Below are 16,550 nucleotides of genomic sequence, written 5' to 3' on the forward strand. Positions count from 1 at the left end.
AACAACAAACAATTTGTCGGGGAAATGTAAGTTTTCACCTTTCATTAGCAATATAGTATTCGAAACCCGTTTTTTGGGGCTTTAAAAGCGGCAAAAGCGAAGCAAATAGAGGGTAGGTTTATTAAGTTTTAACATTATGTTAGTGAAAAAAAGCCGCTTACAGAGGGTTTAAGAGTAAGCGGCTATACCAATGGCAAGGTTAAATCATGATGCCTTGATTACTGTTGAACAACCTTAGGCAACAGGAACACACCGTTAGGGTTGATGGTTAAGTAGGCATGGTCAGCGTAGCTGGCATCAAATTGAGATGAGTTAAGTTGTAATAGCAATTCATGCCCTTGCCATTGCACAACGACCTCATACATAGATCCCATGTAAGCAATGCTGGTAACCTGGCATTGTTGACAAGGTTCACCATCTTCAGCCAACAAAATCGCTTCAGGGCGAACACCAATTTCGTACTCACCGGCATCAATACCAGCAACGTTATCTTTTGCCGCTTTTAGCAGGTAGCCGTGAATGTCAATCTGTTCACCATCAAAGTGACCCGTGAACATATTTGCTTCACCCATAAAGTTAGCCATAAACATCGACGCAGGATGTTGGTATAACTCTGTTGGTGTGCCTTGCTGCATGATGTCACCATCTTTCATTACAATAACCGTATCAGAAACCGCAAAGGCTTCGGCTTGGTCATGCGTTACGTACAGCGAGGTAATATTGAAGCGTTGTTGCAGTTCACGAATCGTTTCACGCATATTACGGCGTAAGTTGGCATCGAGGTTACTTAACGGCTCATCAAACAGCAGAACCTTAGGTTTCAAAACGAGAGCGCGAGCCAATGCCACACGTTGCTGCTGACCACCAGAAATCTGGTCGACATAGCGTTCGCCAAAACCTTCTAAATCAACCAGCTTTAGCGCATCATCCACACGCTGGTTAATTTCAGCTTTATCCATACCCAACATTTTCAAGCCATAGCCCACGTTGCCCGCTAACGACATGTGAGGGAACAAAGCGTATGACTGAAACACCATACAAATATCACGGTGTTGGATTGAGGTATTGGTGACATCTTCGCCATCAATGAAGATCTGACCGCTAGACGGTTTTTCAAGCCCTGCCACCAAACGCAGCACGGTTGTTTTACCACAGCCCGAAGGACCTAATAGTGTGACTAGCGAGCCTTTTTTAATCTCAAGGTCTAGATTGCCGATAACGGTCTTATCACCAAAGCGCTTGCAGACATTTTTAAGGACTACAAAGTTTTCATTTTCCATGAGTTATTTCTCCAATTACTACTCTTGGTTATTGGCTTTGGAACGCGAGACGCGCGCTTCACCGACAAGAAAATCAAAAATTAAGATAATGGCTAACATCACTACAATCAGGATTGAGCCATAAGCGATAGCGACACCATATTCGCCATCTTCAACACGGTTTAGAATGTACGAAGTTGCCACTCGAGTTTCAGGTGTAACCAAGAAAATGATCGCACTTACAGTAGTCATTGCACGTACAAAGCTGAATACCAAGGTCGATAAAATCGCCGGGCGTAGCAGGGGCAGCAGAATGTGCGTAATGGTTTTGAGTGAGTTGGCTCTTAAGCTCAACGACGCTTCATCTAACGCTTTATCTAGTTGTCCTAGACCTGCAATACCTGAACGAATACCTACAGGGACATTTCGCATCACCATTGAAATAACCACAATGGCTGCCGTACCTGTGAGGTAAATTGGCGCATCGTTAAACGCTAAGATGTATGACACACCAGCAACCGTGCCTGGTACGGCAAAACAGAGCATAGTGGCAAACTCAATCACTTTTTTGCCGTGGAACTGTTGGCGAACAACGATATAAGCAATCAACAAACCGAAGAAGGCAGTGAGAGGTGCGGCTACACCTGCGTAAATCATGGTGGTGATCAGTGATGGCCAAGCGCCTTCGCTAAAACCGTTACCAAATAGGTTTAGGTAGTTAGCGAACGTTAGGCTGTAATCGACACCCCAGTTAACGGTAAAGCTACCGAAGAAAATGCTTCCGTATAGCAGTACGTTAAACGCCATCCAGAAGTACAAGAGAGCAGAGACACCATGCTTCAATGAAGGTGGTAGAGGCTGAACATCACCACGGTAAGATTTACCAGAGATGGTTACGTACGAGCGTTTACCAATCCACAAATACTGCACGACAAAGATCGCCAGTGAGAACAAGAGTAAAACCGCGCCCAACGTACTTGCTGATGCGTAATCAAGCTGTGCGCCCGCAATGTAGAAGTAGATCTGCGTAGCGAGTACGTCAAAGCTACCACCAAGAACTAACGGGTTACTAAAGTCAGCCAGAGATTGAACGAAAATGATCAAGAAGCTGTTGGCTAACGCTGGCTTAAGCAGCGGCATAACGATTTTGAAGAATGTCTGGTAGCGATTGGCACGCAGGGTGTAAGACGCTTCTTCTAGTGATGGATGCAGTGACTTCATTGCACCATCCAAAATCATGAAAGACATTGGCGCAAAAGCAAGAACTTGAGCTAGCCAAATACCAGTAAAACCATATAACCAGTTGGTTTGCTGTAGTCCGAACCAATCAACCATTAATTCAGTAATGTAACCAGAACGACCCAGCATTAACGTAACGCCTAAGCCGACAACAAACGGTGGCGTGACGATAGGTAAAATGGAGAAAATACGCGCAATAAACGCACTTCTTTCTGCTATACGCGTGGTGTAAATGGCGAAGATCAAACCGAAGAACGTTGCACCAATACCAACCGCGACCCCTAACCCAACAGAGTTAAAAATGATCTGGATGATATGCGAGTGACTGAGTATTTCTAAAAATTGCCAAGCAACAAAATTACCCATCTCATCTTGAAACATAGGTACAAAGATGGCGAAGCTTGGATAGATAATAAAGACAGTAATGAGTAGAACAATACTGATCAGAGAGCCAATGACAAAAACATCACCGCCTAGAAATTCTAAGCGAGCGAAGGCTAACGTCATCACAGCACCGAGCGTGAGGAATAGCGCGATGGTCGCATAACCCATACCTTGCTCGGTATACCAAGATGAGGCAACCACAAACAGCATACAAAATGCAGAATAACCGATATCAAATTGATGACGCTTTTTGGCGTATTTGTTTTGTGCTTTTAACGGACGCACCAATAAAACGGCAGGTAAGGCGAACCATAACCACGAAATATTAAAATTGCTCCAACCCATTGCGGCGCGAAACTCATCAGATGTTGAGTCAAGTAAGCCGTAGTCAAGAGCAAAAACGGGAAGAAGGATGAAAGCTACTACTAAGCTCACTACCCAGTAAAACACTGGATCGCGCTTAGTAGATTCTGGGCTAATGTGCGCGGTGAGTTCGTTCATAATAATTACCTAGATTCATGAGCGAGGAGGGTGATGACGAGTGCCATCACCCAAACAGTTGGATTATTTACCCATCTTGACGACGTTAACCCACTTGTTGATCAAGCGTTTACGTTCGTCTGAAGAGCCGTATTTATCCATGTCGTAGTTGATGAGTTCTAGTGTTTTTGGATCCAGCGCATTCGGTGACTGTTCCGCTGTTGTATTGGTTAAGATTTGGAATGATTTACCTTTCTTCCAAGCCGTTTCTTGACCTTCTTTAGACAATACGAAGTCTAAGAATTTTTGAGCATTTTCTAGGTTACGCGCACCTTTGATGATACTTACGCCACCAATCTCGTAGCCAGTACCTTCACAAGGTGAGATCAGCTCAAGAGGTGCTCCTTTAGATTGCTCTAGAGAGTAGTCATGTAAGAAACCAATACCGATAGCGATTTCGCCACGAGCAGAGTTGCGAGATGGAGTTACACCAGATTTAGTGTATTGAGAAACGTTTTTGTCTAGCTCTTTAAAGTATTTGAATGCTTTGTCTTCGTCCCAAAGCTGAATAAAGGTAGCTAGAGCAGTGTACGCAGTACCTGAGCTTTGAGGATCTGAAATTTGGATTTCACCAGCGTATTCAGGCTTAGTTAGGTCGCTCCAGCAGCGAGGGATTTCTAGCCCTTTTTCTGCAAGGCGGTCTTTGTTAACACCAAAACCTAAAATACCCATGTAAACCGCTGATGAGTAGTTACCTTTGCGTTTCGCAGGGTCTTTGAAGTCATCCATGATGAATTCAAGTTGAGGAGATTGGTAAGCTTGCAGTAGATCCATCTCACCACCTTGAGATTGAGGATCAAGTGTGCCGCCGTACCAAACGTCTGCACGTGGGTTCTTTTTCTCAGCGTCAATTTTCGCCAAAGTACTGCCTGAACCATTACGAACAAACGATGTTTTTACATCGTATTTTTCTGAGAAAGCTTTTGTTGCTGCTTCACACATCGCGTTAGTCGCACTACAGTAAACGACCAAACGACCTTCAGCCATTGCTTGAGGTGCAGCCATTGTAGCGGCACCCAAGATGCAAGCTGAGAGTAAGCTGCGTTTTGTTCTAACTTTCATGGTATATCCTCTTGTTGTTTCCAACTGTAGGGTTGGTAAGTCCTTGCGGTATAAAACAACGAGAGGGAACTTATAAAGTTAGGTTATGGCTATCCCTGCCCGTTGTTGAGCTTTAACAAAGGGCAGGATTAATAGCCCTATCAATGCTGCTGAGAGCGTGATAACACTGAAAAATCCTTCCCAGTTAAACTGGTCGATAATAAGTGCGAGAGGGTATCCCGCCAGCGCCGCGCCGATGTAAGCAAATAAGCCAACAAAGCCTGTCGCTGTGCCTGCTGCGTCTTTGTGCGAACACTCTGCAGCGGCCATTCCTATCATCATCTGTGGGCCAAAGACGAAAAATCCAATGGCAAAAAAACAGCCCGACAGAATAATGAAATTGTCCAGTGGGGTGAGCCATAGAGCGGCTACCGAGAGAAAGATCCCCAAAGCGAACAACAAAATCATTGGTGCGCGGTTGCCGTGGAAAAACTTATCCGATCCCCAGCCTCCAAATAGTGAGCCGAGAAATCCACCCACTTCAAACATTGCTACTGCACCATTTGCGCTTAACAGTTCATACTCGTGGCGCTGTGTGAGGTATAAGTTGCCCCAATCGTTTATGGCGATGCGAACCACGTAAACCAGCAAATAGGAGCTGCATAACAGCCAGATGTATTTATTACCCAGTACATATGTTTTGACGATTTGCCAAAACGCTAACCCTTGACCTTCAGCCTCGTGGACTTTTTCTAATTGGTCATTGCGCCATTCGCCTACCGTTGGCAACCCCATTGAGCTGGGTTTATCTCTAAGGCGAAAGCAGAGTATGACACCGACAACGATTGCTAAAATTCCTGGCAAGATGAACCCAAAACGCCATCCCCAGGTCATTGCAGCAAAACCAATACTTATTGGTATCAAAGCGCCACTCAAGTTGTGGCAAGTGTTCCAAATTGACCACCAAAATCCGCGCTCAGAGCGTGAGTACCAACTGGTCAACAACTTGGCACATGGCGGCCATCCCCATCCTTGAAAAAATGCGTTTAGAGTCCACAACAAGGCAAACGCAAACAGGGACGAACTTAAACCAAAAGCAATGTTGATAATGCCGGTAAAAATCAGCCCAAGCCCCATAAAGTAAGCAGGCTTGGTCTGGTCACTTACCATACCTGAGAGAAACTTTGACACGCCATAAGTGATGTAAAACAGCGTCCCCAAAATACCAATATCTGATGTCTGTAAACCTAAGTCGCTGATCATGCTAGGCATCGCAAAATTCAGGCTTTTGCGAGTGAAATAGAAAACGCCATAACCGAGATACATCACCATCATTAAATGAAGGCGCCAGTAACGATAGATTTCATCAGTTTGCTTTGGGTCTGTAGGTGCTGTTAACACGGGCTCCTCTCCTTGGCACGAAAGAATGGTAACCAACTCATAACTGGAATGAATTGGACGGTTTTATATATCACTAGGAAATTTTCCTAGATTGGCAGGGGTGTTTTGTGTTTTGTGGGTAAGTTAACAATTATTCGGCTGCCCAGGTGGTTAGAGTGAATCGTAATGGTGCCACCGAGAGCACTAATTCGTTCTTCAATTCCTCTTAACCCTTGACCACGTAAACGCCAGTTTTGTGGCAAGCCTACGCCGTTGTCACGCAGCTCTAAACTGAAGCGGTCACCAGGGACTAGTGATAGCTGAACCTGTGTGGCTTTTGAATGCTTGCAGGTGTTGTTCAGCAGTTCTTGCACTATTCGGTATAGCGTTACTGCCGTGATGTCATCGAGTCGCTCTGCGAAAATACCGAAGTTGAGGCTAAAATCGATATCACGCTCGGTAAACTTCATTTCTGCGACTAACTGCCGAATGGCGCTTTCCAGCCCGAGTTCGTCCAGTGCATGAGGGCGAAGCTGTTTAAGCAGTTGTTTGGTGGAGCTATGAATGCGCAGTGCCAGTTCGTTGGTGGTATCGGCAATATTGATTTGCTGTTCATCTTTGGCTAAACGTTTGGTCAACATGGCTTGGATCTGAATAGCGGTAATATTTTGTCCAATTTCATCGTGGAGCTCTCGGGCAACGGATTTTCGAATATCCTCTTCTACATGCACAAGCTGCCTAGCGAGCTGCTGTTTGTTTGCTAACTCTCGTTCTAAATCGAGGTTAGCCTGATGCAGCTTTTGTGCAAGGAAGTATTGGCGACTAATAGCAATACCTAACCCCAGCCCAATGAGTGCTTGGGTTGAAATAAAGGTTTGCAGCTCTAAATCACTGTCAAACGATCCCGTTACTTGGCGTGCGGTCGCCAGTAAAATACTGTTCATTACACTGGCAAGTACACCACCTTGCCAGCCATAGCGATACGCCATGAAGATATTAGGCAACAAAAAGATCAGCAGTGCCAATGGCTTCATTTGATCGAGTAGGGTGAGCTCGGTCACCAAACCAATCGCAAAGAAGAGCAGGCACCACACCAATGCAGAGCCACGTAACGTCACTTCTTGGTGGATCAATGTTGGTGTGAGAGGTTGCCAAACTTGACGCAGTAAATAGTCATAGACGAGATAGAAAAACGGAGCCAACAAGATGCCGCCAGTCAACGCTGCTATGCCGCCTTGAAGTGCATACAGTGAATTCAAACCGACGGGTTTGGTTAAAAACAGCAACGTTAAGCCGCAGATAATGGCATAACTAACCGCAAGCCCAGATAAGGCAAGTAGACGCTGCCAATAGATTTTTAATGGTCGCCATATACGCTGAAAAACAACAGCAGTCGCGTGATTGAAACAGGCAAATAGCACCAATAAATAGCTGTAAAACGGTTCAGACGTGAGCTGAATTAACCCGCAAATCAAGAGTATTTCGGCAATGGTAAACCATGGCCACAATTTTCGAGTGGTGAGTGTATAGACAGCGAGTTTAAAACCGGTGGGTAGCAATAGCCCTGCCAGCAAAACATCGGGTGCGAGATAGAGGCTAATATTCCATAGGCAAAACCAGCTTATAACGTAGCCGACGATAGCAAAAGTATAACTAAAGCCATGAGTCAGGATCAGCTTGGGAATATGTCGCCGCCGCGCAAGTTCACTCATACCGTCTCTTCGCCAAGCAATTTATGCTGCAGAGCAAAACGGATCAGATCAACGTTGTTGGACAGATTGAGCTTGCTGAGGATATTAGCTCGGTGCACATGAATGGTTTTGTGGCTAATCGAAAGGTGGTTGCCAATCTCTTTAACATCTTGCCCTTGGATTAGGTGATCAAACACTTCGCGCTCGCGTTTTGTTAGCTCGTCAAGTACTGAAGGCGCAGATGAGGCATTGCTTAAATTGACTAAAGCGTCGGTACAAAGGTAGCGATCGCCAGCGGCTACTTTGCGGATCGCGGTGACTAATTCACCGGGACCACAGCGTTTAGATAAGTAGCCGTATGCGCCAACGTCAATGGCTTTGCTGACGAAAGAAGCCGAATCATAAATGCTGAGCATGATGGCTTTTAAATTAGGCTGCTTTTTGCGAAGTTTTTCTAACAGTACCAAACCGCTTTCATCAGGCATTGAGATATCAATTACCGCGACGTCGATATTTGATACCGATAAGACTCGGTAGGCTTCGCGTGCATTATCAAATTCACTATGAATCTGGATGTCAGGCTCACAAGATAATAATTGTGCAAAACCTGAACGAACCATGATGTGGTCATCAATAAGAGAAACAGAAATCATAATGCTATCCTTGAATTAACAAGTGATGATTGCAAATCCCGCGATACGTTTCAAAATCAGAGCATAACTCTGTGATTACGGTCTCTTATTAGTGGGTATAATTAACTGACTGATTTTTAGGGAAAAGCTACCAACTCACCAAGGTGTTGGTTTAATGACCAAGTCTGCTAGTCACGTGATTCCATTCTGGTTTTCACAAAATAGTGTTGGCTTGGGGCAAATGTTCTATCTATGGTTTTTTCGCTTCGACTCCAGTTGAGGAGCGCGTTAATGGATCACTCATCATCTAACTGCTACGTAATGGCAAACATGAGCAGCTCGATGATGATGAGGTTGAAAGGTAAGTGAAGACTTACGCTTGCTGCGGTTCAGGGCAGTTGAAACCGCGTAAAATGTTGGAGTAGGTGATCGCTGCAAATAAAAGAATCACCAAAGAGAGATGCCAAGCTTGGCTTAACCCCAGTTGCACCAAAAGCATACTTACGATTGATGAGACAACCATTTGTCCACCGCCTGACATGGCGGCAGCGGCTCCGGCATGTTTACGATACGGTTGCATCACCATCGCCTGCGCAGTCGGTATGGCAATGCCGTTGCCAAAAATCATCAGCAGTTGACCAAGCATTAAAAACAGAGGCTCAACGGGACAGAAAAATAGCCAAACAGCGGCGCTTATATGCAGAACGGGTGTCCACAATAGCATCTTCTTTGTGCCAATAATTGGGCGAATTCGATTACACAGGCTGGTACCACCGAGCATCCCCAAAGCTGGAATAACCGCCCACATAGCATATTCGTCGGACGTCATGCCTATCTGGTTTTGCATGATAAACGGCATCACTGACACGGTGGTGATCATCAAACTAAAATTTAGCCAGCCGATACTGGCAAAACTCATAAAATAACGTGAAGTGACAAGATCACGGTATTGTAGCAACATCTTGGTTGGTGAGGGTACTGGTGAGCGCTGTGCAAGCGTTTCTTTGAACCTGAGGGCGATCACTATCCAAGCTAAAGAGACGTAACCAAGTAGAGAGATAAAAACCATTCCCCAGCCAAAGTGGAAATTGATAAAACCACCAATAACAGGGGCGACTAATGGGGTAAAAGAGGCTGCCATCGCAATGTAAGACATTGCAGTAGGGAGATCAGGACCATTGAAGCGATCTCGGGTTGATGCGCGAGCGAGGACAGCGCAGCAGCCAGTACCTAGACCTTGCAAAAATCGTCCAGCCACCATACCAGTGAATGAGTCGCTCATAAAAATGATCAACATAAGCCCAAGCATGGCAATAAATAGACCTATCAGTAAGACAACTTTACGCCCAAGCGCATCTGAAATTGGACCGTATAGAAACTGTGACGGTCCAAAACCGAGTAAGTAAATACTGACCAGTAGTTGAGCTTGGTCGAGAGAGATAGTGAAGTCTTTCGCTATCCATGGTAGCGAGGGAAAAACCAACCCCATACTGAGTTGCCCGACACTAATGATCAGGCAAGCCAGTAAAATAGTTTTAAACTCGAATGGCTTACTCACGACTCGTCACCGCCTCGCTGATGCATGTGACCTCTACGACGCAAACCGCCTTCGTCGTCTAGGTTAGTGAGTTTGGCTTTGATGCGTTTAACGGTGGAGAGACTCACATCGCATTGCTCGGCGACACTTTGTAAGGTATTGCCTTCAAGTAATAGTGTCGCGATCTGCTGATGTTTTGCTTGATTTGCAGGGCGACCTCTGAACTTTTGTTGCCATAGTGATGGGTCACCTTTCATTGCTTGGCGACCTTGCTCTGCGGCAAAGAGACGGTGCATAGTTTGCACTTTTTCATAGCCAGTCAGTAAGTTAAGCAGTGTTTGGCTTTGTTCTGAATGCGGAGTGAAGCATAGCGGCTCACACATTAATTGCAGTGTGACGCCTTTATCAAGTAGCTGATTTACCGTGCTGTTTACTTGGCTAAAATCTTTGCCAAATGCGGTTAACCACCAAACAATAACCGTATCACCGGCCTGTAGCGTTTGATACATCTGGTAAAATTCAGCCCGCTCCATCGGTGGGATAAAGCCCCGAACTCTATCTTCAACATGTTTGGCATCTGGCACTTGGGCAAGCATAGAATCGACGTGCTCTTGATAGGCTCGGTTCCTAGGTGAAAACCGCGTGTAGAGATAGTGTGTCATCGGTATACCTCAATAATTAAGTGGGTCATATGATGTTATGGCTCATTAATATAGTAAGGTTCATTAATAAATTCAACACCAAATGAGCCAATTGGGCGGTTATTGATTAATAGGTGTTTTATCAGTGCGGCTCTAAAAGTCTGGTTTTACTAATGATTCAGATTGCTAGGTAGGAAATTTCTGACGCGTTAACCGCGAGTTAGTTGTTAACTAAAAATGTGATCACCAATACAATACGCCGGTTCCTATATTGGTTTGATTATATGAAGAAAATTTACTTGTTTCCTTTGCTAGCATTCTCTCTGCCAGCGCTTTCATCGCCATATCTTGGTTTAGAAATGGGGCAAACGACGCCTCACCACAATATAAAAGTGTTTGATACGGCAGATAAGTTGACCGTGAGCCCGAATTCGGATGATATCTTTCTCGGGTTATACGCGGGCTATGTGTTGAATAAAACCTGGGCGCTGGAAAGCGGATATCAGCAAAATCAATTTACGGGTTCTATACGTAGAGCGCACCAAGTTGAGACAACGCTTGAGAGTAAGCAATTTTATCTTGCACCTGTTTATTCTCTTTCTTTAACTAATGATCGGAATTGGTCACTAAAGTTTAAAGCGGGTGCAACGTACACTCAGTATCGATTTGAAGGAAAGAAGTCAGAGGTATTTAGTGGTTCTAAAACCAGCAGTGATTTAGGTTTGATGGGCAGTGCAGGTATTGAATATCAGCTTACCGAGAAGCTAGGATTTGGTCTTAATTATAAATACCAGTCAGATAGCTATTCGAGTGCTAGTTCACTCGCGTTGTCTGCCAACTACTATTTCTAACTGTCTACTTACGGTAAAAGGGTCGATTTATTCGACCCTTTTTTTGTTTCTTGCTCTAAGGTATGTCTTAGCTCCTGCATAATTAGCTGATGTTAATGTCTCGCGACTGTGGTGCGTCAGGTTCTACTTTTGGTACCACAACAACCAAGACACCATCGACAAACTCGGCGTAGATGTCATTCGCGTTGACATTATTGTTGAGCGTGAAACTTCGTACCATTTTTCCTTCGTAGCGTTCTTTATGAATGTACTTACCTTCGATTGCGTGTTCATCACGTTGAATGGTCGAAGCCGAAATAGTGAGCACGTTGCGGTCATAGCTGAGAGAAATGTCTTTTTTTTCGACGCCAGGTAAATCGGCGATCAATTCAAAAGCGGTCTCTTTTTCAATTACATCAACGTTGGGTGAAAATTGACCATGACTCCATCGGGAATGGGTGTTAGGAAGGGTAGCATCCAATAAGCGACTGAAGTCTGACCAAGAGTCTCTAGGTAATAAACTCATCATCATCTCCTTGCATCTGTTGCATGTCACCTAAAGCGTAGGTCGATATCGCGTCATTTCAAGCCTTAATTTCATTACAGATAGTAAGGTTATTTTTACACCAGTGTTTGTAGAATGATTTTTGGAAAAAAAAGCCCGCGAATTAAGCGGGCTCTATTTCTGGTATTAGGGTTAGCGTCGCAGTTTAAACTCTTGCAACATGTGACTTTGCGTTTCAGCTAACTCAGAGAGGAAGTTAGAAGCTTGGCTTGATTGCTCAATGCCAGTGACGTTTTGCTCAATCACCTGTTTGATATTATTGAGAGAGGAGCTGATCTCTTCCGCCGCTTGCGCTTGTTGCTCTGCTGCTACCGACATTTCACTGGCGCTGTTATTGATGTCAGAGACTGAACCGCTAATCATGGTGAGTTTGTTTACCGCATGTTGGGAGGAATCATGAACGGTGCCCACTCTTTGCAAACAGGCCTCCACTCGTTCCTGCGCGAGGTCAGAATTGCTTTGCAGCTCGGTAATGATGGTTTGAATGTGTCCGGTTGATTGTTGCGTTTTTGCCGCTAGTGCGCGAACTTCGTCTGCGACAACAGCAAAACCACGACCATATTCCCCCGCGCGAGCCGCTTCAATTGCAGCATTTAGTGCCAGCAGGTTTGTTTGCTCTGAGATGCTGTTAATCACACTCGCCACTTCACCAATGCTATGACAACGCTGCTTTAGCTCTTCTACGACATTCGCAGTTTCATTTAGCTCTGTGGTAAGCATTTCGGCATTTTGCTTATTCTGCTCGACAATTTCTTGACCGTCGTAGCATGCTTCCAGAGCCGATGAAGCGTTAGATTCCGCCTGTTTTGCCGTTTTGGCGACCATCTCCGAAGAGCTCGACATTTGCGTCACGGCGGTAGCAATTAATTCAACTTGGCAGTTTTGCTCTTCCGCGTTCGCAGACGCTTCAGTCATCACAGTGGCGAGCTGGGTAGAAGAAGAGGAGACTTCTGTACTTTGGTCGCGGACATCAAAAATGACTCTAGAGATGGTTTGAATTGAGTTTTCCATATCTTGAGCCAGCTTAGCTAATTCATTTCGTCCTTTGATCTCGTTTTCTATGGTCAAATCTTTGTTTGACATTGCACTGAGCGACGCTGACAAAATCTTGAACATATTAAGAATATGACTTGCTAAATAAAGCGTGAGTATTGCCGCAAGGATGGCGGCAATAAACCACGCCGCAATTTGAATCGTACGCAGTTGGTCGATGGCGTCATTGCTTGTCTGGGTTGCAATTTCTCGCTGGTTTAAGCTGTTCTGAAGTATTGTGTTGATTTGTTCGTTTATGGCAGTTGAGTACTGGGCGCGCTGTTGCTTAATGGCAGCATCCTTCTCAAGCAACGCAACAGAAATCTTCAACGTTTCACTAAATGGGTCAAAGGTGAATGCTTTAAACTCATCAACCGCGGGAACGTAGCTGTATTGCTCTAGTGTTCGCTGGGCATTTTGGTGAAACATATTCGTTAGGTCGACTTCAATTAGCTGACGCATAGAAGCAATTTGCGATAGACGTGAATAGAAATAATCAAGGTTGTTGACCAGTTTCTGCCCTTCGACCGTCCAAGTATAGGTATCTAAGTCATCGTGGTTTGTTGCGTATTCATTAACTTTGTTGACCATGTAGAAAAGTGATTTCCACATCTGAGGAGTCTCGAGCCACCAACGCTCATAAAGCTGCTGATAAATGGTTGATGATTCATTTAGCAAGTTATAGTAAGACGCCATTGACTCCATCATCTGTTCCATTGCTTGGCGTTCTTGCTTGGTGGTGGCGTCATTTTGCAGAAAAGACTGCTCAATCATTACGTTTATTGATTGAATCTCTTTGTCGATGTCTTTCATGGTGCTGGACATATTATTGACATCGCCTTTTAACATATCACGGCTAAGAATTCGTACCTTATTCCAACTATGGTCAAGCTTTGAGGCGGTTTCAGAACGTTCCACCTGTTGAGTAACATCATTGGACTGGTTTTGCAGATGGTCGAGGTTGTAGTACATCAGCACTAGTACGCCGGCAAAAAGGGCAAGCGTGATGGTTAAGGGAAGTAGCAACAGGGATTTAAGCGAAAGTGTAGTGACCCATTTGGGTATAGTTGTTGTCATTTTTTTACTCACGTCGATAGTTCATATTGGCTAAGTTTTCTACTGGTCACCGCAATAATGGTCTTTTTTTCGCCATTTTAATGTTGTCAGCACACTTTTGTAGAATATTCAGCGTCAGAAAATACTGAGTTGCTAAAGCAGCGACAAGCAATAAAAATTGCTCCTAACCATAAAGTTTCAATTAATTGAAATATTTAAGAAATCTAACAAAATTAAAACTATGACTGATGTCAAAAATATTAATAGTTTTGATATGCAACTTGGTTTGCATTTGCTTTTTATTTGAGCAGTGTGTTACGTGCTTTAGTGGAGGCTAATCATCTCATCATGAGCTTGGGCGGTGCGCTTTCAGTAAAATGGGCGAGAGGTAAATCCTTTCTTCTTATCTCGTTGATTTTACTATCTAATCATCCTGAAGTTCATGAGGTGGATTGTGTTTCTATTTACTATGTATAGCGAAATGGATAATCAGTCTATTCGCTATATTTACAACAGGAATATACGATTAATTAATAAGACTCTTTAATTATATAAAACAAGCTAAATTAAATAGAGAGTGTTGTGCCATTTATAATGTATTCAATATAAATACTATAATTAATAGTGCCTTATGGGCGATATATTTATATGAGACTGGTGGTTGCTTACTAGTTTACTATTACACTAATGAATGATGGTGCGCAATATCACTAAAATAGGGTTAACTGTGATACTTACGACATCTTTAATTCATCTTTGGAATTAAGTTTTATACAGATCACATTTGCAGTTTATTTGGCTATATTAATTATATAGCTTGTATAATACTGAATCCATCGAATCACCAATTGCTTTATGAAGAAGGAACATCAAATGACAATGTACCTCAAAATGCAATCTAACATATGGCTATCATCAATAGCCTGGTACACACGCGACCATACGCTATCTACACTACCTTCTTCAGATATCATCTAAGGCAGCCCCTGCCTCGTTGAGCTGTAGTTGGCTCAATGCAAACATCTAATTCGAAATCTAATTATTAGCTAAATACAATTTACTCCAATTGATTGTATATACACTACTATTATCTTTTTGTTTTATTTGTTGATAAATAAATTCTATCTATTTAAAAACCAAATTCTATTTATTTTATTTGGTCATAATCTTTACGTCTTAAATATATTTAAGGCGAGAAATAACGACATTCAAAATTTTAAGTGCAAACGCACTATAGACATATAAAGGTATTATCATGGAAAACTTCAAACACCTACCAGAACCATTCCGTATTCGCGTTGTTGAGCCAGTAAAACGTACTACTCGTGAGTACCGTGAAGAAGCAATTCTAAAAGCAGGTATGAACCCATTCCTACTAGACAGTGAAGATGTATTCATTGATCTACTAACGGACAGTGGTACAGGTTCTATCACTCAACAAATGCAAGCAGCAATGCTTCTTGGTGATGAAGCATACAGTGGCAGCCGTAGTTACTACGCTCTAGCTGATGCGGTTAAAGAAATCTTTGGTTATGAGCTGACTATCCCAACTCACCAAGGTCGTGGCGCAGAGCAAATCTACATTCCTGTACTGATTAAAAAGGCAGAGAAAGAGCGTGGTCTAGACCGTACTAAGATGGTTGCACTATCTAACTACTTCTTCGATACCACTCAAGGTCACACACAAGTAAACTGCTGTGTTGCGAAAAACGTTTACACAGATGAAGCATTTGATACTGCAGTAAACGCAGACTTTAAAGGTAACTTTGACCTAGTGAAACTAGAAGAAGCTATCCTAGAAGCGGGTCCTAACAACGTACCTTACATTGTTAGTACTATTACTTGTAACTCTGCTGGTGGTCAGCCTGTTTCTATCGCCAACTTGAAAGCGGTTTACGAACTTGCACAAAAACACGGCATTCCAGTCATCATGGACTCTGCTCGTTTTGCTGAGAACGCATACTTCATTCAACAACGTGAAGAAGGCTTCAAAGACTGGACGATTGAAGAAATCACATACGAAACATACAAGTATGCTGATGGTCTAGCAATGTCTGCTAAGAAAGACGCAATGGTACAAATGGGTGGTCTACTTTGTTTCAAAGATGAGTCATTCATGGATGTGTACACTGAGTGTCGTACTCTTTGTGTGGTTCAAGAAGGTTTCCCAACATACGGTGGTCTTGAAGGCGGCGCAATGGAGCGTTTGGCTGTAGGTCTACGCGACGGTATGCGTCAAGAGTGGCTTGCTTACCGTATCAACCAGATCGAATACTTAGTAAACGGTTTGGAAGAGATGGGTGTTGTATGTCAGCAAGCGGGTGGTCACGCGGCATTCGTTGATGCAGGTAAACTACTTCCTCATATCCCAGCAGGTCAATTCCCTGCACACGCATTGGCTTGTGAACTGTACAAAGTTGCTGGTATTCGTGCGGTTGAGATTGGTTCAATGCTACTAGGTCGCGATCCTGCGACTGGTAAGCAACATAAGTGTCCTGCGGAACTGCTACGTCTAACTATTCCTCGTGCTACTTACACTCAAACACACATGGATTACGTTATTGAAGCATTCCAAAAAGTGAAAGAGAACGCGAAGAACGTGAAAGGCTTAGACTTCACTTATGAGCCAGCGGTACTACGTCACTTTACAGCTCGTCTAAAAGAAGTTGAACCAGCAACAGCTACTCAAAAAGAAGCAGTAGCAGAAGCATAATGTAATAAGC

General features: G+C 43.7%; 12 protein-coding genes. 2 read left to right on the forward strand and 10 right to left on the reverse strand.

Annotation, left to right across the window (positions count from 1 at the left end):
- Positions 1-218: 218 nt before the first annotated feature.
- The 8 genes from fbpC to H2O73_RS04010 all read right to left on the reverse strand — a co-directional run bounded on the left by fbpC (position 219) and on the right by H2O73_RS04010 (position 10,365).
- Positions 219-1,280 carry a ferric ABC transporter ATP-binding protein gene (gene fbpC / locus H2O73_RS03975; RefSeq protein WP_182106741.1) on the reverse strand — a complete coding sequence of 354 codons (1,062 nt, stop codon included), beginning with the start codon at positions 1,278-1,280 and terminating at the stop codon, positions 219-221.
- Between the two features lie 18 nt (positions 1,281-1,298).
- Complete coding sequence (locus H2O73_RS03980) at positions 1,299-3,383, reverse strand: ABC transporter permease (protein WP_182106743.1); 2,085 nt, start codon at positions 3,381-3,383, stop codon at positions 1,299-1,301.
- Positions 3,384-3,446: 63 nt separating this feature from the next.
- A complete protein-coding gene (locus H2O73_RS03985; protein WP_182106745.1) occupies positions 3,447-4,484 on the reverse strand; it encodes an ABC transporter substrate-binding protein in 1,038 nt (345 codons plus the stop codon).
- A 78-nt stretch (positions 4,485-4,562) separates the two neighbouring features.
- Positions 4,563-5,864 (reverse strand): MFS transporter family glucose-6-phosphate receptor UhpC, encoded by a 1,302-nt coding sequence (gene uhpC, locus H2O73_RS03990; protein ID WP_182106747.1) that lies wholly within the window; start codon positions 5,862-5,864, stop codon positions 4,563-4,565.
- A gap of 86 nt (positions 5,865-5,950) precedes the next feature.
- Positions 5,951-7,555 carry a signal transduction histidine-protein kinase/phosphatase UhpB gene (gene uhpB, locus H2O73_RS03995; RefSeq protein ID WP_182106749.1) on the reverse strand — a complete coding sequence of 535 codons (1,605 nt, stop codon included), beginning with the start codon at positions 7,553-7,555 and terminating at the stop codon, positions 5,951-5,953.
- Complete coding sequence (locus H2O73_RS04000) at positions 7,552-8,187, reverse strand: response regulator (RefSeq protein WP_182106751.1); 636 nt, start codon at positions 8,185-8,187, stop codon at positions 7,552-7,554. Before H2O73_RS04000 ends, uhpB begins: the two co-directional genes overlap by 4 nt.
- Before the next feature lie 352 nt (positions 8,188-8,539).
- On the reverse strand, positions 8,540-9,724 hold the full coding sequence (locus H2O73_RS04005; RefSeq protein WP_182106753.1) for a multidrug effflux MFS transporter: 1,185 nt from the start codon (positions 9,722-9,724) through the stop codon (positions 8,540-8,542).
- The gene (locus tag H2O73_RS04010; protein WP_182106755.1) at positions 9,721-10,365 is read right to left on the reverse strand and encodes a recombinase family protein; all 645 of its coding nucleotides are present in this window, start codon (positions 10,363-10,365) and stop codon (positions 9,721-9,723) included. Before H2O73_RS04010 ends, H2O73_RS04005 begins: the two co-directional genes overlap by 4 nt.
- A gap of 263 nt (positions 10,366-10,628) precedes the next feature.
- On the opposite strand from H2O73_RS04010, the gene H2O73_RS04015 reads away from it, so the two are divergent.
- Complete coding sequence (locus H2O73_RS04015) at positions 10,629-11,195, forward strand: AcfA family outer membrane beta-barrel protein (RefSeq protein WP_182106757.1); 567 nt, start codon at positions 10,629-10,631, stop codon at positions 11,193-11,195.
- An 82-nt stretch (positions 11,196-11,277) separates the two neighbouring features.
- Here the strand turns inward: H2O73_RS04015 and H2O73_RS04020 are convergent, their stop codons facing one another.
- Positions 11,278-11,700 carry an Hsp20 family protein gene (locus H2O73_RS04020; RefSeq protein ID WP_182106759.1) on the reverse strand — a complete coding sequence of 141 codons (423 nt, stop codon included), beginning with the start codon at positions 11,698-11,700 and terminating at the stop codon, positions 11,278-11,280.
- Positions 11,701-11,871: 171 nt separating this feature from the next.
- Positions 11,872-13,848: a methyl-accepting chemotaxis protein gene (locus H2O73_RS04025; RefSeq protein ID WP_182106761.1), complete on the reverse strand. Its 1,977-nt coding sequence runs from the start codon at positions 13,846-13,848 to the stop codon at positions 11,872-11,874.
- Positions 13,849-15,082: 1,234 nt separating this feature from the next.
- Here H2O73_RS04025 and tnaA point away from each other — a divergent pair.
- Positions 15,083-16,540 carry a tryptophanase gene (gene tnaA / locus H2O73_RS04030; RefSeq protein ID WP_182106763.1) on the forward strand — a complete coding sequence of 486 codons (1,458 nt, stop codon included), beginning with the start codon at positions 15,083-15,085 and terminating at the stop codon, positions 16,538-16,540.
- Positions 16,541-16,550: the final 10 nt, after the last annotated feature.

The sequence above is a fragment of the Vibrio marinisediminis genome, from assembly GCF_014050145.1.
GTDB classification, from domain to species: Bacteria; Pseudomonadota; Gammaproteobacteria; order Enterobacterales; family Vibrionaceae; genus Vibrio; species Vibrio marinisediminis.

Coding starts and splice junctions, on each gene's coding strand:
- uhpB (WP_182106749.1), bottom strand. CDS start 7,555: ATGAGTGAACTTGCGCGGCGGCGACATATTCCCAAGCTGATCCTGACT.
- H2O73_RS04000 (WP_182106751.1), bottom strand. CDS start 8,187: ATGATTTCTGTTTCTCTTATTGATGACCACATCATGGTTCGTTCAGGT.
- H2O73_RS04020 (WP_182106759.1), bottom strand. CDS start 11,700: ATGAGTTTATTACCTAGAGACTCTTGGTCAGACTTCAGTCGCTTATTG.
- tnaA (WP_182106763.1), top strand. CDS start 15,083: ATGGAAAACTTCAAACACCTACCAGAACCATTCCGTATTCGCGTTGTT.
- H2O73_RS03980 (WP_182106743.1), bottom strand. CDS start 3,383: ATGAACGAACTCACCGCGCACATTAGCCCAGAATCTACTAAGCGCGAT.
- H2O73_RS04025 (WP_182106761.1), bottom strand. CDS start 13,848: ATGACAACAACTATACCCAAATGGGTCACTACACTTTCGCTTAAATCC.
- H2O73_RS04010 (WP_182106755.1), bottom strand. CDS start 10,365: ATGACACACTATCTCTACACGCGGTTTTCACCTAGGAACCGAGCCTAT.
- H2O73_RS04015 (WP_182106757.1), top strand. CDS start 10,629: ATGAAGAAAATTTACTTGTTTCCTTTGCTAGCATTCTCTCTGCCAGCG.
- fbpC (WP_182106741.1), bottom strand. CDS start 1,280: ATGGAAAATGAAAACTTTGTAGTCCTTAAAAATGTCTGCAAGCGCTTT.
- H2O73_RS03985 (WP_182106745.1), bottom strand. CDS start 4,484: ATGAAAGTTAGAACAAAACGCAGCTTACTCTCAGCTTGCATCTTGGGT.